The organism is Kocuria oceani, assembly GCF_029524215.1.
In the GTDB taxonomy this organism is placed as follows: Bacteria; Actinomycetota; Actinomycetes; order Actinomycetales; family Micrococcaceae; genus Kocuria; species Kocuria oceani.
The window spans coordinates 54,970-74,922 of record NZ_JARAMH010000009.1 but is presented as its reverse complement, the minus strand read 5'-3'; the positions used below and the strand labels follow the sequence as shown (position 1 = coordinate 74,922).

General features: G+C 73.1%; 16 protein-coding genes and 2 riboswitches. Of the genes, 7 read left to right on the top strand and 9 right to left on the bottom strand.

Features of this window, described 5'->3' with window-relative positions; all coding sequences use genetic code 11:
* Positions 1–86 precede the first annotated feature (86 nt).
* The gene (locus tag PU704_RS11615) at positions 87–2,309 is read left to right on the top strand and encodes an NADP-dependent isocitrate dehydrogenase (protein WP_047805010.1); all 2,223 of its coding nucleotides are present in this window, start codon (positions 87–89) and stop codon (positions 2,307–2,309) included.
* A 117-nt stretch (positions 2,310–2,426) separates the two neighbouring features.
* On the opposite strand, the gene purH is transcribed toward PU704_RS11615, so the two are convergent.
* Both purH and purN read right to left on the bottom strand, forming a co-directional pair.
* The gene (gene purH, locus PU704_RS11610) at positions 2,427–4,037 is read right to left on the bottom strand and encodes a bifunctional phosphoribosylaminoimidazolecarboxamide formyltransferase/IMP cyclohydrolase (RefSeq protein ID WP_277551474.1); all 1,611 of its coding nucleotides are present in this window, start codon (positions 4,035–4,037) and stop codon (positions 2,427–2,429) included.
* A gap of 166 nt (positions 4,038–4,203) precedes the next feature.
* The gene (purN, locus tag PU704_RS11605) at positions 4,204–4,776 is read right to left on the bottom strand and encodes a phosphoribosylglycinamide formyltransferase (protein WP_082157578.1); all 573 of its coding nucleotides are present in this window, start codon (positions 4,774–4,776) and stop codon (positions 4,204–4,206) included.
* A gap of 59 nt (positions 4,777–4,835) precedes the next feature.
* On the opposite strand from purN, the gene PU704_RS11600 reads away from it, so the two are divergent.
* Entirely contained in the window at positions 4,836–5,336 is a 501-nt protein-coding gene (locus PU704_RS11600) for a hypothetical protein (protein ID WP_047804990.1), read from the top strand.
* On the opposite strand, the gene PU704_RS11595 is transcribed toward PU704_RS11600, so the two are convergent.
* Entirely contained in the window at positions 5,231–6,826 is a 1,596-nt protein-coding gene (locus PU704_RS11595) for a cell division protein PerM (RefSeq protein WP_277551472.1), read from the bottom strand. The genes PU704_RS11600 and PU704_RS11595 overlap by 106 nt on opposite strands.
* 113 nt (positions 6,827–6,939) lie before the next feature.
* Between PU704_RS11595 and PU704_RS11590 the strand changes: the two genes are divergently transcribed.
* Positions 6,940–8,103: a glycosyltransferase family 4 protein gene (locus tag PU704_RS11590; protein ID WP_277551471.1), complete on the top strand. Its 1,164-nt coding sequence runs from the start codon at positions 6,940–6,942 to the stop codon at positions 8,101–8,103.
* A 3-nt stretch (positions 8,104–8,106) separates the two neighbouring features.
* Here the strand turns inward: PU704_RS11590 and PU704_RS11585 are convergent, their stop codons facing one another.
* Together PU704_RS11585 and PU704_RS11580 are read right to left on the bottom strand one after the other, a co-directional pair.
* Complete coding sequence (locus tag PU704_RS11585; protein ID WP_075873107.1) at positions 8,107–8,490, bottom strand: PIN domain-containing protein; 384 nt, start codon at positions 8,488–8,490, stop codon at positions 8,107–8,109.
* A 22-nt stretch (positions 8,491–8,512) separates the two neighbouring features.
* Positions 8,513–8,701 (bottom strand): hypothetical protein, encoded by a 189-nt coding sequence (locus PU704_RS11580; RefSeq protein WP_047804987.1) that lies wholly within the window; start codon positions 8,699–8,701, stop codon positions 8,513–8,515.
* A 13-nt stretch (positions 8,702–8,714) separates the two neighbouring features.
* Positions 8,715–8,840: riboswitch (SAM riboswitch) on the bottom strand.
* Between the two features lie 281 nt (positions 8,841–9,121).
* A riboswitch (SAM riboswitch) is annotated at positions 9,122–9,235 on the top strand.
* A gap of 8 nt (positions 9,236–9,243) precedes the next feature.
* Here PU704_RS11580 and PU704_RS11575 point away from each other — a divergent pair.
* A complete protein-coding gene (locus tag PU704_RS11575) occupies positions 9,244–9,540 on the top strand; it encodes a hypothetical protein (protein WP_075873106.1) in 297 nt (98 codons plus the stop codon).
* A gap of 147 nt (positions 9,541–9,687) precedes the next feature.
* Here the strand turns inward: PU704_RS11575 and PU704_RS11570 are convergent, their stop codons facing one another.
* The 3 genes from PU704_RS11570 to PU704_RS11560 all read right to left on the bottom strand — a co-directional run bounded on the left by PU704_RS11570 (position 9,688) and on the right by PU704_RS11560 (position 11,033).
* Positions 9,688–9,873 (bottom strand): hypothetical protein, encoded by a 186-nt coding sequence (locus PU704_RS11570; RefSeq protein WP_277551470.1) that lies wholly within the window; start codon positions 9,871–9,873, stop codon positions 9,688–9,690.
* Between the two features lie 186 nt (positions 9,874–10,059).
* Entirely contained in the window at positions 10,060–10,266 is a 207-nt protein-coding gene (gene cspE / locus PU704_RS11565) for a transcription antiterminator/RNA stability regulator CspE (RefSeq protein ID WP_047804984.1), read from the bottom strand.
* Between the two features lie 236 nt (positions 10,267–10,502).
* Entirely contained in the window at positions 10,503–11,033 is a 531-nt protein-coding gene (locus tag PU704_RS11560) for a TetR/AcrR family transcriptional regulator (protein WP_277551469.1), read from the bottom strand.
* Positions 11,034–11,210: 177 nt separating this feature from the next.
* Between PU704_RS11560 and betT the strand changes: the two genes are divergently transcribed.
* From betT to PU704_RS11545, 3 genes are all read left to right on the top strand, one after another.
* Positions 11,211–13,355: a choline BCCT transporter BetT gene (gene betT, locus PU704_RS11555; protein ID WP_277551468.1), complete on the top strand. Its 2,145-nt coding sequence runs from the start codon at positions 11,211–11,213 to the stop codon at positions 13,353–13,355.
* On the top strand, positions 13,352–14,845 hold the full coding sequence (locus tag PU704_RS11550) for an aldehyde dehydrogenase family protein (protein ID WP_277551467.1): 1,494 nt from the start codon (positions 13,352–13,354) through the stop codon (positions 14,843–14,845). Before betT ends, PU704_RS11550 begins: the two co-directional genes overlap by 4 nt.
* 129 nt (positions 14,846–14,974) lie before the next feature.
* Positions 14,975–16,609 (top strand): GMC family oxidoreductase, encoded by a 1,635-nt coding sequence (locus PU704_RS11545; protein WP_277551466.1) that lies wholly within the window; start codon positions 14,975–14,977, stop codon positions 16,607–16,609.
* A gap of 90 nt (positions 16,610–16,699) precedes the next feature.
* Here PU704_RS11545 and PU704_RS11540 read toward each other — a convergent pair whose 3' ends face one another.
* Positions 16,700–19,825: a hypothetical protein gene (locus PU704_RS11540; protein WP_277551465.1), complete on the bottom strand. Its 3,126-nt coding sequence runs from the start codon at positions 19,823–19,825 to the stop codon at positions 16,700–16,702.
* Positions 19,826–19,953: the final 128 nt, after the last annotated feature.

Here is a 19,953-nt window from a genome sequence, read left to right as displayed (position 1 = left end):
TCAACGGGGCGGGCGCGGGCTCGGGTATCTTGGCACCAGGACACACCGACCCGCATCCGTCGACAGACATGGGAGACAGCCCGCACATGGCCAAGATCATCTACACCCGCACCGACGAGGCGCCCCTGCTCGCCACCTACTCCTTCAAGCCGGTCATCGAGGCCTACGCCTCGACCGCCGGCGTCGAGGTCGAGACCCGGGACATCTCCCTGGCCGGGCGCATCCTCGCGGCCTTCAGCGACCGGCTGCCCCAGGAGCAGCGGGTCGACGACGCCCTCGCCGAGCTCGGCGACCTGGCGAAGAAGCCCGAGGCCAACATCATCAAGCTGCCGAACATCTCCGCCTCCGTCCCGCAGCTCAAGGCCGCGGTGAAGGAGCTGCAGGAACAGGGCGTCGCCCTGCCGGACTACCCGGACGAGCCGGAGACCGACGAGCAGAAGGACACCCGCGCCCGCTACGACAAGATCAAGGGCTCCGCCGTGAACCCGGTCCTGCGCGAGGGCAACTCCGACCGCCGCGCCCCCGCCTCGGTGAAGAACTACGCCCGCAAGAACCCGCACCGGATGGGCGAGTGGTCCGCGGACTCCCGGACCAACGTGGCCACCATGGCCGCGGACGACTTCCGCGACAACGAGAAGTCCGTGGTCATGGACTCCGAGGACACCCTCCAGATCCGCCTGGTCGGCGAGGACGGCAGCACCACGGTGCTCAAGGAGTCCGTGCCCGTGCTCGCCGGCGAGGTCGTCGACGCCACGGTGATGCGGGCCGCCGCCCTGGACGCGTTCCTCGCCGAGCAGGTCGAGCGCGCCAAGCGGGAGGGCGTCCTGTTCTCGGTGCACCTGAAGGCCACCATGATGAAGGTCTCCGACCCGATCATCTTCGGCCACGTCATCAAGGCGTTCTTCCCGGAGCTCTTCGCCGCCCACGGCGCCACCCTGGAGCAGGCCGGCCTCTCCCCCGCCAACGGCCTGGCCGCGATCCTCAACGGCCTCGATGCGCTCCCGGCCGAGGTCCGCGACGAGGTCCGGGCCGCGATCGACAAGGGCCTGGCCGACGGCCCGGCGCTGGCGATGGTGAACTCCGACAAGGGCATCAGCAACCTGCACGTGCCCTCGGACGTCATCGTGGACGCCTCGATGCCGGCCATGATCCGCACCTCCGGGCACATGTGGGGCCCGGACGGCGAGGAGGCCGACACCCTGGCGGTGCTGCCGGACAGCTCCTACGCCGGGATCTACCAGGCCGTGATCGACGACTGCCGCGCCCACGGCGCGTTCGACCCGCGGACCATGGGCTCCGTCCCGAACGTGGGCCTCATGGCGATGAAGGCCGAGGAGTACGGCTCCCACGACAAGACCTTCGAGATCCCCGCGAAGGGCAGCGTCCAGCTCGTCGACTCCTCCGGCACCGTGCTGATCGAGCACGAGGTCTTCCCCGGCGACATCTGGCGCGCCTGCCAGACCAAGGACGTCGCGATCCGGGACTGGGTGAAGCTGGCCGTGACCCGCGCCCGGGCCTCCGCGACGCCGGCGGTGTTCTGGCTGGACCGCACCCGCGCCCACGACACCAACCTCATCGCCAAGGTCGAGCAGTACCTCGCGGAGCACGACACCGAGGGCCTGCAGCTCGAGATCATGTCCCCCATGGAGGCCACCGCGTTCTCCATCGACCGGATCCGCCGCGGTGAGGACACGATCTCCGTCACCGGCAACGTGCTGCGCGACTACCTGACCGACCTGTTCCCGATCCTCGAGCTGGGCACCTCCGCGAAGATGCTCTCCGTGGTCCCGCTGATCAACGGCGGCGGCCTCTTCGAGACCGGCGCCGGCGGGTCCGCGCCCAAGCACGTCCAGCAGCTGGTCGAGGAGAACCACCTGCGCTGGGACAGCCTCGGCGAGTTCCTGGCCCTGGCCGCGAGCCTGGAGCACCTGGCCTCCACGGCGGACAACGCCCGCGCCCGCATCCTCGGCGCGTGCCTCGACCGTGCCACCGGCACCTTCCTGGAGGAGAACAAGTCCCCCAGCCGGAAGGTCGGGGAGATCGACAACCGCGGCAGCCACTTCTACCTGGCCCTGTACTGGGCCCAGGAGCTGGCCCGCCAGGACGAGGACACCGAGCTGGCCCAGGCCTTCACCTCCGTGGCGGAGCAGCTGGCCGCCCACGAGGACGCGATCAACGAGGAGCTGCTCTCCGTGCAGGGCAGCCCGGCGGACATCGGGGGCTACTACCGCCCCGACGACGCCAAGACGTTCGCGGTGATGCGCCCCTCGGAGACCTTCAACCGGGTGCTCGCCTCGCTGTCCGTGTGAGTCGACCCCGTGCGGGTCGCGCCGCCCGGCGCGACCCGCACGCACGGCAACGGCCGCATCCCCCTCGGGGGTGCGGCCGTTGCCGTGCGCGGCGCCGCAGCCGCGCCGGGGAGCGGGTCAGTGGAAGAAGTGCCGCGCCCCGGTGAAGTACATGGTCACGCCGGCGGCCTCGGCCGCGGCCACGACCTCCTCGTCCCGGATCGAGCCGCCGGGCTGGACGACGGCGCGCACGCCCGCGTCGAGCAGCACCTGCAGCCCGTCCGCGAACGGGAAGAACGCGTCCGACGCCGCCACGGACCCCCGCGCGCGCTCGGCCCCGTCCTCCCCCAGCCCGTCGGCCCGCTCCACGGAGAGCCGGCAGGAGTCCACGCGGTTGACCTGGCCCATGCCGATGCCCACCGAGGCGCCCTGGTCGGCGAGCAGGATCGCGTTGGACTTCACGGCCCGCAGCGCCTTCCACGCGAAGGCGAGGTCGGCCAGCGTCCGCTCGTCGGCCGGCGCCCCGGCGGCGAGGGTCCAGGAGGCGGGGTCGTCACCGGCGGCGTCGAGCCGGTCGGCGACCTGGAAGAGGGCCCCGCCGGAGACCTGCCGGTACTCGAGGGCGTCGCGGGCGAAGCCCTCGGGCAGCTCCAGCAGGCGGATGTTCTTCTTCTCCTGCAGGAGCTCCAGGGCCTCCGGCTCGAAGCCGGGGGCCACGACGACCTCCGTGAAGATGTCCTTGACCGTCTCCGCCATGGCCCGGGTGACGGTCCGGTTCGCGGCGATCACCCCGCCGTAGGCGGAGAGCGGGTCGCACGCGTGGGCCTTGCGGTGGGCATCGGCGATCGGGTCCTCGGCGCCGGGGGTGGCCACGGCGATGCCGCACGGGTTGTTGTGCTTGACCACGGCCACGGCCGGCTCGTCGAAGTCGTAGGCGGCGCGCAGGGCGGCGTCGGCGTCCACGTAGTTGTTGTAGGACATCTCCTTGCCGTGCAGCTGGTCCGCCTGGGCGATGCCGGGGGCGGCCGCCTCGTCGACGTACAGGGCGCCCTTCTGGTGCGGGTTCTCGCCGTAGCGCAGGGAGGCGGAGCGCTGGAAGGCCAGCCCCGCGTAGGGCGGCCAGAAGTTGGCGTCCTCGTCCTGCTCGAACTGCTGGGCCGTCCACGTGGCCACGGCCGTGTCGTAGGCCGCGGTGTGGGCGAAGGCCGCGGCGGCCAGCCGGCGCCGGGCCGCGAGGTCGAAGCCTCCGGCGCCGGCGGCCTCGACCACCGCGCCGTAGGAGGCGGGGTCCACCACCACGGACACGGCCGCGTGGTTCTTCGCGGCCGCGCGCACCATGGAGGGGCCCCCGATGTCGATCTGCTCGACCACCTCGTCCTGGCCGGCGCCGGAGCGCACGGTGTCCACGAACGGATAGAGGTTCACGACCACGAGGTCGAACGGCTCGATCTCCAGCTCCGCGAGCTGGTCCACGTGCTCCTGCTTGCGGCGGTCCGCGAGGATCCCGGCGTGCACGCGCGGGTGCAGGGTCTTCACCCGCCCGTCCAGGCACTCCTGGAAGCCGGTGATCTCGGAGACCTCGGTCACCGGGACCCCCGCCTCCGCGATCCGCCGCGCGGTGGAGCCGGTGGAGACGATGGCCACCCCGGCCTCGTGCAGACCGCGGGCCAGGTCGTCCAGCCCGGTCTTGTCGTAGACGGACAGCAGCGCCCGTCGGATGGGCACGCGGTCAAGTCGGATGGGGCTCACAGGTTCTCCAAGCGTCGGGGTCGGGGCTGCCGGCGGAAACCGCCGGAGACCATTTTACGGACCCGCGCCGCCACGCCCCTGCGTGCGCCCGGACCACCGGGCGGGCGGGCGTCCGGACCGGGGCCGGGGGGAGGGCCCCCACCCCGTCCGCGGGACCCCGGCGGGCTCAGCGGGCCGGGACGGAACGGGCGAGCAGGCCGAGGGCGTCCACGAGCAGCTCCCGTTCGGCGGCCTTGATCCGCTCGTGCAGCTGCGCCTCGGTGTCCTCCTCCCGCACCGGCACCGCCGCCTGGGCGAGGATCGGGCCGGCGTCGACGTCGGCCACGACCTCGTGGACGGTGACCCCGGTGACCTTGACCCCGTGGGCGAGGGCGTCCCGGACCGCGTGCGCGCCGGGGAAGGAGGGCAGCAGGGACGGGTGGGTGTTGACGATCCGTCCGCGGAACGCCTCCACGAACTCGGCGTCCACGATCCGCATGAACCCGGCGAAGAGCACCCGGTCGGGGGCGTGGGCGGCGACCGCCTCCTGCAGGGCCCGGTTCCACCGCGTCCGGTCCGGGTGGTCCGCGGGCCGGACGAGGAAGGTGGTGATCCCAGCCGCCTCCGCGCGCTCGAGCCCGAGGCAGGGCTTGTCCGCCCCCACGGCGGCGACCTCGACTTCGATCCGGCCCGCGCCCACGGCGTCGAGGACCGCCTGCAGATTGGTGCCGGACCCGGAGACCATGACCACGATGCGCATGCGGCCGAGTCTAGTCGGGCGGCGCGGGCCGGTCCGCGCGGTGCCCTAGAGTGAGGAGCATGACCCCTCCCCGCCCGCATCCCGAGCCGACCCCCGCGGACGCCCGGCGTGCCGCCACGACGCGCACGGCGGGAGCCGCGCTGGTGTGCGCGGCGGTGGCCCTCGTGCTCGTCGGCTCCGGGCTGTGGCCGACGGTGGCCGGGCTCGTCGCCGCGGCGGCGGGCCTCGGTCTGGGCATCGCGGCGCTCGTGCGCTCGCGCGGGTCCGGCCGGCGCGCGCTGCTGGTCGTGAGCGCGGTCGCCGCGATCGTGCTGGGCGCCCTGAGCCTGGCCACCGGCGGAGCGCGGCTGCTGCTGTGGCCGGTGGCCGAGGCCTATCAGCAGTGCGTGTCCAGCACCCTGACCCTCTCCGGGACCGCGCAGTGCCAGCAGCAGCTCGAGGACGGGATCTGGAGCTACCTCTCCGGGGACCCCGGGACCTCGGAGGGCGCCGCGGGCGCGTCCACGTCGAACGCCTCGGCCGACCCCGCGGCGTCCCCGGCGGCCACCCCGCGCCCCTGAGCCGGGCGCGGGACCGCGCTGCTGCCCGCTCCCCCCGCCGGACCGGCCGAGCGCATGGCCCGCCGCGCCGCGGCCTCGGCCCGGCGGCGCCGGCGGGCCTCCCGCCGGCCCGCCCGCCCGAGGTCCTCCCCGGTCCCGTCCCCGGGATCCTCCTCGGGGTCCGCCCCGGCGGCGCCGCCGCGCAGCGGCGCGAACGGCGGCTCCCGCTCCAGCCACGGGCCCACCACGTAGCCCACGACCGCCCCCACGGCCACCTCCGCCCCGAACCACAGCAGCACGTCCGGACCGTGCGGGCCGATCACCGTGAGCCGGCCCAGCCCGAGCGAGCCCTGCGCCAGCCAGCTCAGCAGCATCGCCAGCACGCCCGCGACCGCGCCGATGAACAGCGCGGTCAGCAGCGTGGAGAGCGGGAAGGTGATCCAGCGGGCGGGCAGCCGGATGGCCATCCAGTCGTCGAGGTGGTTCTCGCCCTCCCGCAGGAACCACCAGCCGGCGAGCACCCCGGCCAGCACCGGCAGCACGACCACGACCGCCGACCAGGACGGCAGCTCGCCGGGGGGCAGCGCGGCCAGGGCCGGGAGCAGCGGGACCGGCCCGGTCTGCGTGCCCAGCGGTGACGTGTGCGTGCCGTCCCCCACCTCGAAGCCCGCGCCGGTGGCCCACGCGAGGGCGTAGACCGCGAGGTTCGGCAGGTAGCCCAGCTGCAGGCCCGTCAGGGCGGTGTCCCCCGGGACCCCGGTGCCCAGCCGCTGGTAGACGTTCACCACGTCGTTCCAGTTCCACAGCAGCGCGGCGGCCAGCAGCGCCGCCCCGGCACCGACCCCGGCGACGGCCGCGACGAAGCCCGCCCGCAGCACCGCCCACACGTAGGAACCGGCCCACCGCGAGTACTGGCTCGTGCGCTCGACCCACGCGGCGGCGTTGACGCCGATCAGCCCGGGCAGGGAGCGGGAGGCCCGGTACGCCCCGACGAACGCGCCCAGGGCCACCGGCACGAGGGGGAACACCGCGGCGGCGGCCGGTCCCGCCGCGATCTCGCCGGTCCCGAAGAGCAGCGCGGCCACGGCCCCCGCGGCGGAGTACACCGCGAGCCCGCTCAGGTACGGCTGCCAGAACTGGCCCTCCCAGCAGGCCCGTGCCAGCCGCCGGCCGGCGTGCCAGGCCAGCACGAAGGGCACGAGCGTCAGGCCCAGCGGGACGAGGTTGACGGTCCCGGTGGTCGCGGGCAGTCCGGCCCCGGGGTCCAGGGCGACCTGCAGCGGGGTGAGGTGGGCCAGCAGCCACACCTGGCCGGAGAGCACGAAGCTGCCGGTCAGCCCGAGCGAGTCGAAGCCGTCGGCGAGCCACACCATGAGAACGGTCAGCAGGATCAGCAGGTAGGAGACCACGGCCACGGAGCCGAGCTCCACCACGCCCTGCAGCCACAGCGGCATGGGCACGCCGCGGCGGTCGGCGGACGGGGCGGGGGAGGAAGAGCCTAGGGAGTTCATCACCGCCCATCTTCCCACGCCTCCGGGGCCCGGGCCGAGGCTTCACGGGGCCTTCACCGGCGGGCCACGTGCCGCTCCCCCGGCGGACGCCCGTGCCGGGAAGGCTCGGCGCCATGAGAGTCGCCGTGGTCGCCGAACAGTTCCTCCCCCACCTCAACGGTGTCACCCACTCGGTCCTGCGGGTGGTCGAGCAGCTGAGCGCCCGCGGGCACGACGTCGTGGTCCTGGCGCCCTCCTACGACCCCGCGCCGCTCGGGCGCCTCGCCGAGGACGTCGTCGAGGGCCTCGACGGCGTGCCGGTGCACCGGCTGCCGGCCCTGCCGCTCACCGGCTATCCCGACGTGCGCGTGGCCGGCGGCACCGTGGCCCGGGTGCGCCGGCACCTGGAGCGGTTCGGCCCCGACGTCGTCCACGTCGCCTCCCCGTTCGTCCTCGGCCGGCGGGCAATCCTCGCGGCCCAGCAGCTCGGCGTGCCGGCCGTGGCCGTGTACCAGACGGACGTGCCCGGCTACGCGGCGAAGTACGGAGCGCCCTTCCTCGAGCAGCTCCTGTGGGGGCACGTGCGGAGCATGCACAACGCCGCGGCCCTGACCCTCGCCCCCTCCTCCTCGGCGGTGGCGCAGCTCACCGTGCACGGGGTGCGCGACGTGCACCTGTGGCGGCGCGGTGTGGACACCGCCCGCTTCTGCCCGCGGCACCGCGACGAGCGGTGGCGGGCGGAGGTCGCGGGCGGCCGCCGGATCGTGGGCTACGTGGGCCGGATCGCCCCGGAGAAGCAGGTCGAGGACCTCGCCGCGGTCGCGGACCTGCCCGGCACCCGCCTCGTCGTGGTGGGGTCCGGGCCGGAGGAGGAGGCGCTGCGGCGCCGCCTGCCGGACGCGCACTTCACGGGTCGCCGCTCCGGGGCCGAGCTCGCCCGCATCATGGCCTCCCTCGACGTGTTCGTGCACCCGGGCGAGTTCGAGACCTTCTGCCAGACCGTGCAGGAGGCCATGGCCTCGGGGGTGCCGGTGGTGGCCACGGGCCGGGGTGGTCCGGTGGACCTCGTCGACTCCTCCCGCACCGGCTGGCTCTACCCGCCGGGGGACCTCGCGGCGCTGCGCGGGCACGTGGCCGACCTGCTCGGCGACGAGGCCAAGCGGGCCGCCTTCGGGGCCGCCGCGCACGCCGCCGTGCAGGGCCGGACCTGGGACGTGCTGGTCGGGCAGCTGCTGGAGCACTACGACCGGGCCGTGGCCCTGGGCGCCCGCGGCCCGCGCCACCGCCGGACCGTCTGAGGCCTATCCCCGGGCGGGGACCGCGTCCAGCACGGGCACGCCCGTGCCGGCGTACCGTCCGGGCTCGGCGCTGAGCACCGTCAGCCCGTGCACCAGGGCGGTGGCAGCGGTCAGACCGGCCACCGGGTCGGCCGTCCCCGCGGCGCCGAGAGCGCCCCACGCCCGGCTCACCGCGGCGTCCACGGGGAGCACACGGTCCGGGAAGCGCGCTTCCAGCTGCTCGGTCCACGGCGTCTCGTCGGGCCGGTCCGACAGCAGCTCCCCCAGCACCAGGGCGGACAGGAACAGCCGCCGGTGGCCGTGCCGGCGCAGGGCGGCGGTCAGCTCGGGCGCGCGCTCCGGGGTGCGCACCCCGAGCAGCACGGAGCGGTCCAGGAGCAGGTCCATGGCGTGGATCCTCCGCCGGTCCTCAGGCCGCGGCGGCGAGGCGGCCGCGGACGGGCGCCAGCAGGAAGTCCACGAACTCCGTGCGCGCCTGAACCACCCGGGCGTAGTCGTCGATGCTCATCGCCGCGCAGCCGAGCACGGCCGGAGCCTCGGGAACGGGGGCGGGCCCACCCGGGCGGGCGGCGACGACGGTGGGAAGGGCGTCTGACATGACCAGGATCCTTCGGGCGCTCTTGCTCGCAGCGGGTGCCGCCACGGCGGCGATGCGAGCCGCTTCGTCATCCGAACCACCCGTGAACATGGGGTTGGTGCCCGGTCTAGTCGGAGCTTGGCGACCGGATCTCTTGAAGCTGCCCCCATTCAACCACATCCTCCCCGCCGGGTCCCGCCCGGCCGGTGTGGCCGGGCGTGTGAGCCGACCTTCCCCGTCCCGTCACCGCGGCGACACCTCGCCGACACATCGTTGCGCTGGAATGGGCTTCGAGCACCCGGGCGGCCCCCGACATTGCGGCCGACATCACGGTTCGGTCACACAAGTCATGGCCGTCTTGCCGGTCTGTCGGAGGCGCGGGGTAGCCTGGATCTGCTTCTCGAGATGCGGCATCCGCGTGCTCGACGGAGGGCGCACCGCCTTCCGGAGGGACCGCGGAGGGGCTCCGACCCGCTGTGCGCCAACCCGATGTTCCCGGGTGGATCGGATGACGAAGCGGCGGGCAACGGCATCGGATGCCCGCAAGAACGTCAGGAGAAAACATGACCATGTCCGAAGAAAGAATCACTTCCACCACCGATCAGCGGGAGGAATGGGTCGACGTCACCGTCACCGCCCTCCCCGATCTGCACCTCGTCCGGATCACCTCGACGGACGGCGACGTGCAGGAGTACCTCAGCGCGGAGGCCGACGACCTCGCCGCCGCGGCCGAGCACACGGCGGGCACCGCGCAATGGTGCGCCAAGTACCGCCAGCTCCTCGTCCCCGGCGCCCTGGCCGCGACCGGGCGGCACCCGTTCTTCAAGCTCCACCCCGCGTCCCTCCCGCTGTCGGCGTAGCCGGCGGGCCGGACACGACGAAGGCCGCAGCCCGATGGGCTGCGGCCTTCGTCGTGCGGTCGGCGCCACGGCGCCGGACGTCCGGGAGCCGCCGTCGCGCGTGCGGCGCCGTGGCCCTCGGCGGAGCGGCTCCCGCGGCGCGGCGGCTCACTCCAGGCCGTAGTCCCCGGCCGAGCCCCAGCCCTCCCCCGCCTCGTCGGCGGAGCCGTCCAGCTCCCACTCGCAGACCTCGAGCTCGAAGGGCACGAAGACGTCGAGCTCGGCGTCGGAGACGCGGTTCACCACGAAGGGGTCCTCCTCGTCCGGCGGACGGGACGGGACGGGTCCGGTCATGCGAGCTCCTCCCGGTCGGCGACGGCACGAGATCCGACGGCACGACATCCGGCGGCGCGGCACCCACCGGCGCCGCGTGCGAGAGTCCGCAGGCTGTTGCCGGCGGAACGACAGAACCGCCGCCGGGCGCAGGCCCGGCGGCGGTTCTGGACGATCAACGGGCCCGTGAGCCCTTCGAGGAGAACGTCAGGAGATGACGGTGATGTTCGCGGCCTGGGGGCCCTTGGGGCCGTCCTGGGTCTCGAACTCGACGCGGTCGTTCTCGTTCAGGGAGCGGAAGCCGCCCGAGTTGATCGCGGAGAAGTGGGCGAAGACGTCCTTGGAGCCGTCCTCGGGGGTGATGAAGCCGAAGCCCTTGTCAGCGTTGAACCACTTGACGATACCGGTAGTCATGGTGAGACCTGATCTTTCGTGAGATGAACGTTTCCCGACGTTCGAGAAACACAAGAGTTGTGATGCGTGGAAAACGTCTTCTCAGAAAAACTGCTGCACCCGGATGGGCCGAACTGCTTGAAATACAAAAACGACAACCTCAACAACTTCGCTCCACTGTACACGAGTTCCGGCGCCCCGCCACCCCGGTGCGGGGCGCCGGACGCGGCCGCCGGCTCCGGCCGGCGGCGTGCCGCTCAGCCCGCGAGCAGCTCGTCGGCGATCGCGCGCACCCGCGCCCGCTCCTGCGGGTCCGGGGGGAAGACGTCGGCGGCGTCGGCGAACCACACGCCGTCGGCCAGCAGACGCACGGCCAGCAGACGGGTGCGCTGCTCGACGGGCAGGTCGTCGGGGAGGTCCACCCAGGGGGCGATCCGCTCCACCCAGTGCTTCTTCAGCTTGGCCCGCAGCCGCTGGTCGGTGAGCATCACGAGGTCGGTCTCGTCCACCTCCCCGGACAGGCACCAGTCCAGGTAGGCGCGCACGCGCTCCTCTGCGGGCACCTGCTCCGGCGGGGCGGACAGGCGCCGGGCCATCTCCGCGTCCCAGCCGTCCAGCACCCGGTCCACCAGGGCGAACATGAGCGCCTCCTTGGTCCGGAAGTGGTACATCACCCCCGGCTTGCTCAGCCCCACCCTGCGGGCGGTCGACTCCAGGGACACCGTGCCGCCGCTGCGCACGAGTTCGAGGGCGCCGCTCAGGATGCGGTCGCGGCTGGAGGAGTTCATGCACCCCACTTTACCAACCGGAAGGTTGGTGACACTATGTGACGCAGGCCGCTGTCCCGTCCAGGCGGAACAGCGGCCGTCGCGGGGACGACGACGTCCCGCTCCCGCCCGGTCCGCCCGGACCGGTGTGCGGGCGACCCCACGAGATCCGGACCACCCTTCTCAGGAGGACCCGACATGACCGCTGCCCCGTCCACATCCGCCCCCGAGAGCGAGGGTCCGCCGGGTGCGCGGACCCACCCCAAGGTCAACCGCGCCGTCTTCGCCGGCTCCGGCGTGAGCATCGTCCTGTTCTCCCTCTGGGCGATCCTGGCCCCCGCGCAGGCCTCCACGGTGATCGGCGCCGTGGTCGGCTGGATCGCGACCAACATGGGCTGGTTCTACGTGCTCACCGCCGCCGTGGTGACGGCCTTCGTGGTGGTCGTCGCGGTCTCGCGCGAGGGCACCATCAAGATGGGCCCGGACCACTCGAGGCCGCAGTACAACCTGTTCACCTGGACCGCGATGCTCTTCGCGGCCGGGATCGGGATCGACCTGCTGTTCTTCTCGGTGGCCGAGCCGGTCACCCAGTACTACGGTCCCCCGGCCGGCGAGGGCGGGACCATGGAGGCGACCCGCATGGCCGTGGTGTGGACGCTGTTCCACTACGGCGTGATCGGCTGGGCCATGTACGCCCTGATGGGCATGGCCTTCGGCTACTTCGCCTACCGGTGGAACATGCCGCTGAGCATCCGCTCGGCCCTCTACCCGCTGATCGGCAGGCGGGTGCACGGCAGAGCCGGGGACGCGGTCGACATCGCCGCGCTGCTGGGCACGATCTTCGGCGTGGCGACCTCCCTGGGCATCGGCGTCGTCCAGCTCAACTACGGCCTGTACCTGCTGTTCGGGATCGAGGAGGGCGTCGCCGCGCAGACCGCCCTGATCGTCGTGGCCGTGGTCATGGCCACCGCCTCCTGCGTCTCCGGCGTGGACAAGGGCATCCGCCGCCTCTCCGAGCTCAACGTCCTGATGGCCGTGGCCCTCGTGGCCTGGGTGCTGCTCGCCGGGCGCACGTCCTTCCTGCTCGACGCCACCGTGAAGAACCTCGGCGACTACGTGGCCGAGCTGCCCTCCATGGCGCTCGACACCTTCGCCTACACCGGGGCGGCCGAGTGGATGGCCGGCTGGACCCTGTTCTTCTGGGCCTGGTGGATCGCCTGGGCGCCGTTCGTGGGGCTGTTCCTGGCCCGGATCTCCCGTGGCCGCACGCTGCGCGAGTTCGTGGTCGCGACCCTGACCGTGCCGTTCGTGTTCATCCTCATCCTGGTCTCGGTCTTCGGCAACAGCGCCCTGGAGATCGTCACCGGCGGCGACGACGCGTTCGGACAGGCCGCCATGAACACCCCCGAGCGGGCCTTCTACTCCCTGCTCGAGCAGTACCCCGGCGCGCCGCTGCTCATCGCGCTGGCGACCCTGTCCGGGCTGCTGTTCTACGTCACCAGCGCCGACTCCGGGGCACTCGTGATGTCCACGTTCACCTCGACCATCCAGGACCCCACCCAGGACGGGCCCAAGTGGCTGCGCGTGTTCTGGGCCGCGGCCACCGGCCTGCTGACCCTGGCGATGCTGCTCGTCGGCGGGGTGCCGACCCTGCAGGCAGCCACCCTGATCATCGGCCTGCCCTTCTCGATCGTGATGTACCTCGTGATGATCGGGTTCTGGAAGGCCCTGCGCGCCGAACGCTCCCAGCGCGAGGGCCGCTCCGCGACCCGTCGCTCCGTGACGGCCTCCCGCACCCCGGGACCCGACAGCCAGTGGCGGCGCCGGCTCACCCGCATCGGCTCCTTCCCGGGCCCGCGGGCGGTGCGCCGCTACGAGGAGCAGGTGCTGGCCCCCGCCCTGGCGGAGGTCGTCGAGGAGTTCTGCGCCCAGGGCCACGCCGCCGAGCTGTCCAGCTCGGAGGTCGGCTACCAGGAGCTCTCCGAGTACACGTTGACCGTGCCGATGGGCGACGACCGGGACTTCTGCTACCAGATCTACCCCGTGGCCACCCCGGTCCCGGCCTTCGGCGGGTTCCGCACCAACCCCGACTCGGACCTCTACTACCGCCTCGAGGTCTTCAACGAGACCGGCTCGCAGGGCACCGACGTCATGGACTGGAACCGCGAGCAGCTCATCAACGACGTCCTCGACAACTGGGAGGCCCACCTGGCCTTCCTCAGCATCCACACCGGCCCGTCCAAGATCCAGGCCGGCGCCGAGGGCCACCCCGACTGGTCCACCGACATCCACGACGTGCCGACGGGGCAGACCCCCGCGGTGACGAAGGAGGCACACCCGTGACCGCGACCCTGTTCATCGACGGACGCTGGCAGACCGCCGCCGCCGGCGACACCCGCACCATCGTCTGCCCCGCCGACGGCACCGAGGTCGGCGTCGTGGCCGAGGCCACGGCCGAGGACACCGAGCGCGCCATCGCCGCGGCCCGCCGGGCCTTCGACGACGGCCGCTGGTCCTCGGTGCCCGGCCCGCAGCGCGGGGACCTGCTGCTGCGGGTCGCCGACCGCCTGCGCGAGCGCCGGGACGAGTTCGCCCGCGCCGAGTCCCTGGACACCGGCAAGCGCCTGGTGGAGTCCGGGATCGACATGGACGACATCGCCGCGTGCTTCACCTGGTTCGGCAAGAACGCCGCCGAGCAGGCCGGCCGCGTCGTCGACGCCGGGAACCCGGCCGTGGTGTCCAAGGTCGTCACCGAGCCTGTGGGCGTGTGCGGGATGATCACGCCCTGGAACTACCCGCTGCTGCAGGCCGCCTGGAAGATCGCCCCGGCGCTGGCCGCGGGGTGCACCTTCGTGCTCAAGCCCGCCGAGCTCACCCCGCACACGGCGGTCCTGATGATGCAGGTCCTCCAGGAGGCCGGCCTGCCCGACGGCGTGGCCAATCTCGTGCTCGGCGCCGGCGCCGAGGCCGGCGCGCCGCTGGCCGACCACCCGGACGTGGACCTGGTCTCCTTCACCGGCGGGGTGCTGACCGGCCGGACGATCGCCGCCGCGGCCGCGCCCACCGTGAAGAAGATCGCCCTGGAGCTGGGCGGGAAGAACCCCAACGTGGTCTTCGCCGACGCCGACTTCGACGCCGCCGTGGACAACGCCCTCAACGGCGCGTTCGTGCACTCCGGCCAGGTCTGCTCCGCCGGGGCGCGGCTGGTGGTCGAGGAGTCGATCGCCGAGCGCTTCGTCGACGAGCTCGTCCGCCGCGCCGAGGGCATCCGCCTCGGCGGGCCCTTCGACGAGCAGGCCGAGACCGGCGCGCTGATCTCGGCCGCGCAGCGGGAGAAGGTGCACGCCTACGTCGAGCGCGCCCGCGAGCAGGGCGCCCGGATCCGCACCGGCGGCGGGTTCGCCACCGGCGCCTCCGCCGACGGCTCGCTGAACCTCGAGCGCGGCTTCTTCTACCGGCCCACGGTGATCGACCGCTGCACCCGCGAGATGGACTGCGTGCACGACGAGGCCTTCGGCCCCACCGTCACGGTCGAGACGTTCACGACCGAGGACGAGGCGGTGGAGATCGGCAACGACACCATCTACGGCCTCGCCGGGGCGGTGTGGACCTCCGACGCCGGGCGCGCCCAGCGGGTGGCCGCCCGCCTGCGCCACGGCACGATCTGGATCAACGACTTCCACCCCTACCTGCCGCAGGCCGAGTGGGGCGGGATGAAGCAGTCCGGCATCGGCCGCGAGCTCGGCCCCACCGGCCTGGGCGAGTACCAGGAGCTCAAGCACGTCTACCAGAACACCGCCCCCGCCGTGACCGGCTGGTTCGCCGCCCGATGACCGGCGCCCGCCGCGGCGCCGTCGTCGCCCCCGGGGACGACGGCGCCGCGGCGACCGCGCCCCGGGATCGGCCCCGGACCCCGCCCGAGACCCCTGAGACCCCGAGATCCCGAGACGTCGAGGAGAGACATGAGCACGCCCAGCCCCACCCCCGCCCCCGAGGCCCCGCAGGAGTTCGACTACCTGGTGGTCGGCGGCGGCTCCGCCGGAGCCGTCGTCGCCGCACGGCTGTCCGAGGACCCGGCCGTGACGGTCGGGCTCATCGAGGCCGGCCCGCACGACCAGCACCTCGACGAGGTGCTCACCCTCAGCCGCTGGATGGAGCTGCTGGAGTCCGGCTACGACTGGGACTACCCGCTCGAGGAGCAGGAGAACGGCAACTCCTTCATGCGCATGGCCCGGGCCAAGGTGCTCGGCGGCTGCTCCTCCCACAACTCGTGCATCGCGTTCTGGGCCCCGGCCGAGGACATCGACGAGTGGGAGGAGGTCCACGGCGCCGAGGGCTGGAACGCCGAGACCGCCTTCCGGCTCTACCGGAAGCTCGAGACCAACGACGACGAGGGCGCCCACCACGGCCACGACGGCCCCGTGCACCTCATGCAGATCCCCGACGGCGACCCCTGTGGCGTCGCGCTGCTGGAGGCCTGCGAGCAGGCCGGCATCCCGCGCACGCCGTTCAACACCGGCAAGACCGTGGTCGAGGGCGCGAACTTCTTCCAGATCAACCGCCGGCCCGACGGCACCCGCGCCTCGGCCTCCGTGTCCTACCTGCACCCCGTCGCGGACCGGGGGAACCTCACGGTCCTAAACTCCACCCAGGCCAGGCGCGTGGTCGTGGAGGACGGCCGGGCCGTGGGCGTGGAGGTCGTCGGCAACGCCTTCGGCACCGCGCGCACCGTGCGCGCCCGCCGCGAGGTGGTCGTCTCCGCCGGGGCGATCGACACCCCCAAGCTGCTGATGCTCTCCGGGATCGGTCCGGCCGAGCACCTGCGGGAGGTCGGCGTGGACGTGCTCGTGGACTCCCCCGGTGTGGGCTCCCACCTGCAGGACCACCCCGAGGGCGTGATCCAGTGGGAGGCGCGGAAGCCGATGGTCACCGAGTCCACCCAGTGGTGGGAGGCGGGGATCTTCACCCGGGTCGACCCCGACGGCGACCGGCCGGACCTGATGATGCACTACGGCTCCGTCAACTTCGACATGCACACCTACCGGCAGGGCTACCCGACCGCGGACAACGTCTTCTGCCTCACCCCCAACGTCACCCACGCCCGCTCCCGCGGCACGGTGCGGCTGCGCTCGCGGGACTTCCGCGACAAGCCCCGGGTCGACCCCCGCTACTTCACCGACCCCGAGGGCTACGACATGCGGATCATGACAGCCGGGATCCGCAAGGCCCGCGAGATCGTGGCGCAGTCCCCGCTGGCCGAGTGGGCCGGGCGGGAGCTGTTCCCCGGCGAGGACGTGCAGACGGACGAGCAGATCGCCGACTACGTCCGCCGGACCCACAACACCGTCTACCACCCGGCCGGCTCCTGCCGGATGGGCCCGGTGGAGGACGCGATGTCCCCGCTCGACCCGCAGCTGCGGGTCAAGGGCGTGCGCGGGCTGCGGGTGGCCGACGCCTCGGTGATGCCGGAGCTGACCACCGTCAACCCCAACATCACCGTCTACATGATCGGTGAGCGGGCCGCCGAGCTGATCGCCGCGGACACCGAGCTGATCGCCGCGGACGCCGGCGACCGGGCGGCCGACCCGACCGTGTAGCCGCGGACCGGACCGCGCCCCGGGCGCGGACGTGGACGGGCCCCGGGTCGTCCGACCCGGGGCCCGTCCACGTCGCCGGCCGGCAGCCGCTCAGCTCATCAGCTTGTCGACCAGCGCCTGGGCGAACTCCGGCGAGACGTCCCCGTAGTTGAGCGAGAAGTCCTCGTCCACCTTCGCCGGGAGCAGGCCCGAGCACAGCACCGCGGCGCGGGCGTAGAGCCCGGCCAGCTCCGCCCCGATGGGCACGGACAGCAGCTCCAGCTCCGGGTCGTAGGAGACGATCGGCACCCCGGCCTGCCGGGCCGCGAAGTGCTTGCCGATGCCCGAGGCCACGAACCGTGCGTGGCCGGACTCGACGTCGGCCGGGGTGCGGAAGGCGTAGCGCGTCCGGTGGTGGTGGTTGATCCGGTACAGCCCGGGCCGGTCCCGGTCCTCGGTGGGCTCCCAGGTGGCGTCCTCGGGCACGAACCGCTCGGCGACCCCGTTGTACTGCATCTCCGCGCGGCGCAGGTGCTCCTCGACCTCCGACAGCGGCGGCAGGGTCTCCAGCATCGCAGGACCGGCGTCGAGCACCACGTCGCAGAGACCCGCGGGCAGGGCCGCCTGCAGCTTCTCGAGGTCCACGTCCTGCAGCAGGGTCGTGCCGTGGTCCTCCGGGGAGAGCACCACCACGGAGGCGTCCTGCGCGGCGGCCGCCTCGGCCACCACGGCCTCCTTCTCCGGCGTCCACCCGCCGGTGAGCAGCACGGAGCCGTCCACGAGCTGGGTCAGGGTCGGGCCGCAGACCTGCCAGCGGCGCACGGTCCAGTGCTCGTCGCGGACCACCTCGAGGAAGCCCAGGGCCTGCAGGTGGCCCACGAACCACTCCTCGAACCGTTCCGAGTCCTCCAGCTGCCGGGCGAGGATCGACAGGCTGGATCGCTTGCCCCCGCCCAGGAAGGTGAGGGCGTCGCGGAACGGCGCCCAGGACGTGGGGTACTCCCCCTCGTCGGGGCCGATGAAGCGCAGCGCGTCCACGGACCCGGTGGAGGTGATCGCCGACGGCTTCGTGAGCCGCCCGGGGTAGCGCTTCTGCAGCCCGCACTGGGCGCACTCCCCGAAGATCCAGGGCGCCTTCGCCTTCGGCTCCATGGCGGGCAGCACGATCCGGTGCCGGCCGGTGGCCAGGCAGGAGCGTCCCTCCGGCTCGGGCAGCACGTTGGTGCGCTCGAGCAGCAGCTGCCCCTCGGAGGAGTGCCAGCCGGGGGCGCCCGGCACCTCGTGCTCCTCGGGCGCCGGGCGCGCGGGCAGGTTGTCGAAGGCACCCTGCACGTAGTGCTCGGGCAGCTGCCCCACGGTGGAGGCGGTGACCGGCCACAGCGGCTCGTCCGCCACGTGCACCATCTCCCCCTCGTAGCCGAGGGAGCGCTGGGTCAGGTAGAAGGACGAGTCCCGCAGCTTGAACTCCCGGCGCTGCTTGACCGTGCGCCCGGCCTTGAGCACCAGGGTGTAGTCGTTGGGCCTGAGCGTGCCGTCGGCCCGGGCCAGGGGCGTGCCCTGGAGGGAGATCTGGAACGGCGGCACCCGGGCCTCGGCGAGCTTCGCCTTCTCCAGCTTGAAGGAGTGCGGGTTGCGCCACTCGCACTCCACGGTCAGCGGGACGTCCGAGTCCGAGGTGATCGTCACCTGCGGGGGCCGCTGCGTGGACCAGCGCACCACGTCGCCGGGGATGCGCAGGCCGCCCGAGAGGGTCACCGCGGGCACCAGCCGCGGCACGAGGCCGGAGAAGTTGTCGTTCGCGGTGAGCTCCGGATTGCCCGCCCGCAGCACCTGCACGTCGTCGAACATCACCCAGCCCTCCGCGAGGCCGTGCGTGCCGGCCTCCACGAAGCGGTAGTCCGGGGACGCGGAGTCGTCGAGCACGCGCTTGATCTGGGCGATCCACTCCGGCTCGTCCCGGACCATGATCCGGCAGGGCCAGGCCGCGGGGATGTGGTCCACCGAGATGAAGGTGTCCGAGAACCCGTCCTTGGCGAAGATGACGACCGGGCGCGGGTTGCGCTCGAAGCGCACGTCCCCGGCGCTGAGCCGCAGCGCCCCGCCCAGCAGCGTCCCCGGGTCCGTGCGGGCGGTGTAGGCCGACACGCCCAGGAAGGCGTCCCCGATGAAGGACAGGAACACCGTGCGGGGACCCGCGGTGGTCTCCAGCTCCACCTCCCGGCCGGAGAGGAACCGCTTGGGCACCACGAAGCCGAGTTCGAACACGGGGTTGCCCACGTAGTCGGTGCTGTCCGTCAGGGACAGCGAGCACGACTTGACGGCGCTGCGGCCCGGCCCGCGGACGTGCGCGCGGACCTCGGCGCGGGCCTGCTCGCGGGACTGCTCCCACACGGCGAGCTCGGCGAGGGCGATCTCCAGTCCCGGCTCCCGGGTCAGCGGGTTCGCCCAGACCTGCTTCATGGCCTTCGAGGCCTTGGTCTCGGCCATGTCCAGCCAGAAGTCGAGGTAGACCCCGAGCTCGGCCGCGGAGAGGCCCTGGGCGGTGGTCATCCCCAGGTCCTCGAACATCCGGTGCAGCTGGCGGCGCTCGGCCTCCCCGAACATCGTCTGGGACAGCGCGAGCCCCACGGGCCGCTGGTTCACCGCGTAGGCCGTGGGCAGCCCGATCTCGCCGTCGCGCAGCTCCAGCCAGTAGCGCAGCGCGTCCCAGTACGCCTCGGTGTCCTTCTTGAACGAGGACTCGAGGGCCTTGGCGTTGTCCGGGCCGGCCTGCAGCAGCACGATCAGCGGCAGGAAGAACGTCGAGACGGACTTGTTGCCCGTGCGCGCCGCGAGGGTGGACATGTGCCGCCCGGCGAGCGCGAACAGCGCCAGCAGCGCGACGACGGGCGGCGGCGGGATCTCCGCGATGGAGTCCAGGCTGCGGCGGGTGGCGCGGTACCACTGGCCGTTGAGGCGGTTGAACACGTCGAACACGGACCGCCGGCCGTCCTCGGTCACCAGCAGGGGGGTCACGGAGTCCGCGAGCGCCCGCAGCGCCGAGGGCCCGTCGAGCCCGTGCTCCTCGCCGATCGCGGCGAGGACCTTGTCGTCGAGGTCGAGGTAGATCAGCTCCCCCGCCCGCTCCGGGCCGAAGAAGGCCGCGCAGACGGCGTCGTTCCACCGGAGGTAGGCGAGCTCCTCGGCACTGTCGGCAATGGCATGGTCTCCGAGGCGGAGCCCAGCAGTGTCGGGCACGAGTCCTCCGTCCGCGGCCGCACGTGGGGCCGCTGTCGTCGTTCGAGGGGTCGCCTCGATTATAGATAGCCCGCGAGGGGGCCTCCGCACGCTCGTGGTTCGTCCGCGCGGGCGGATACGGTGGGGGG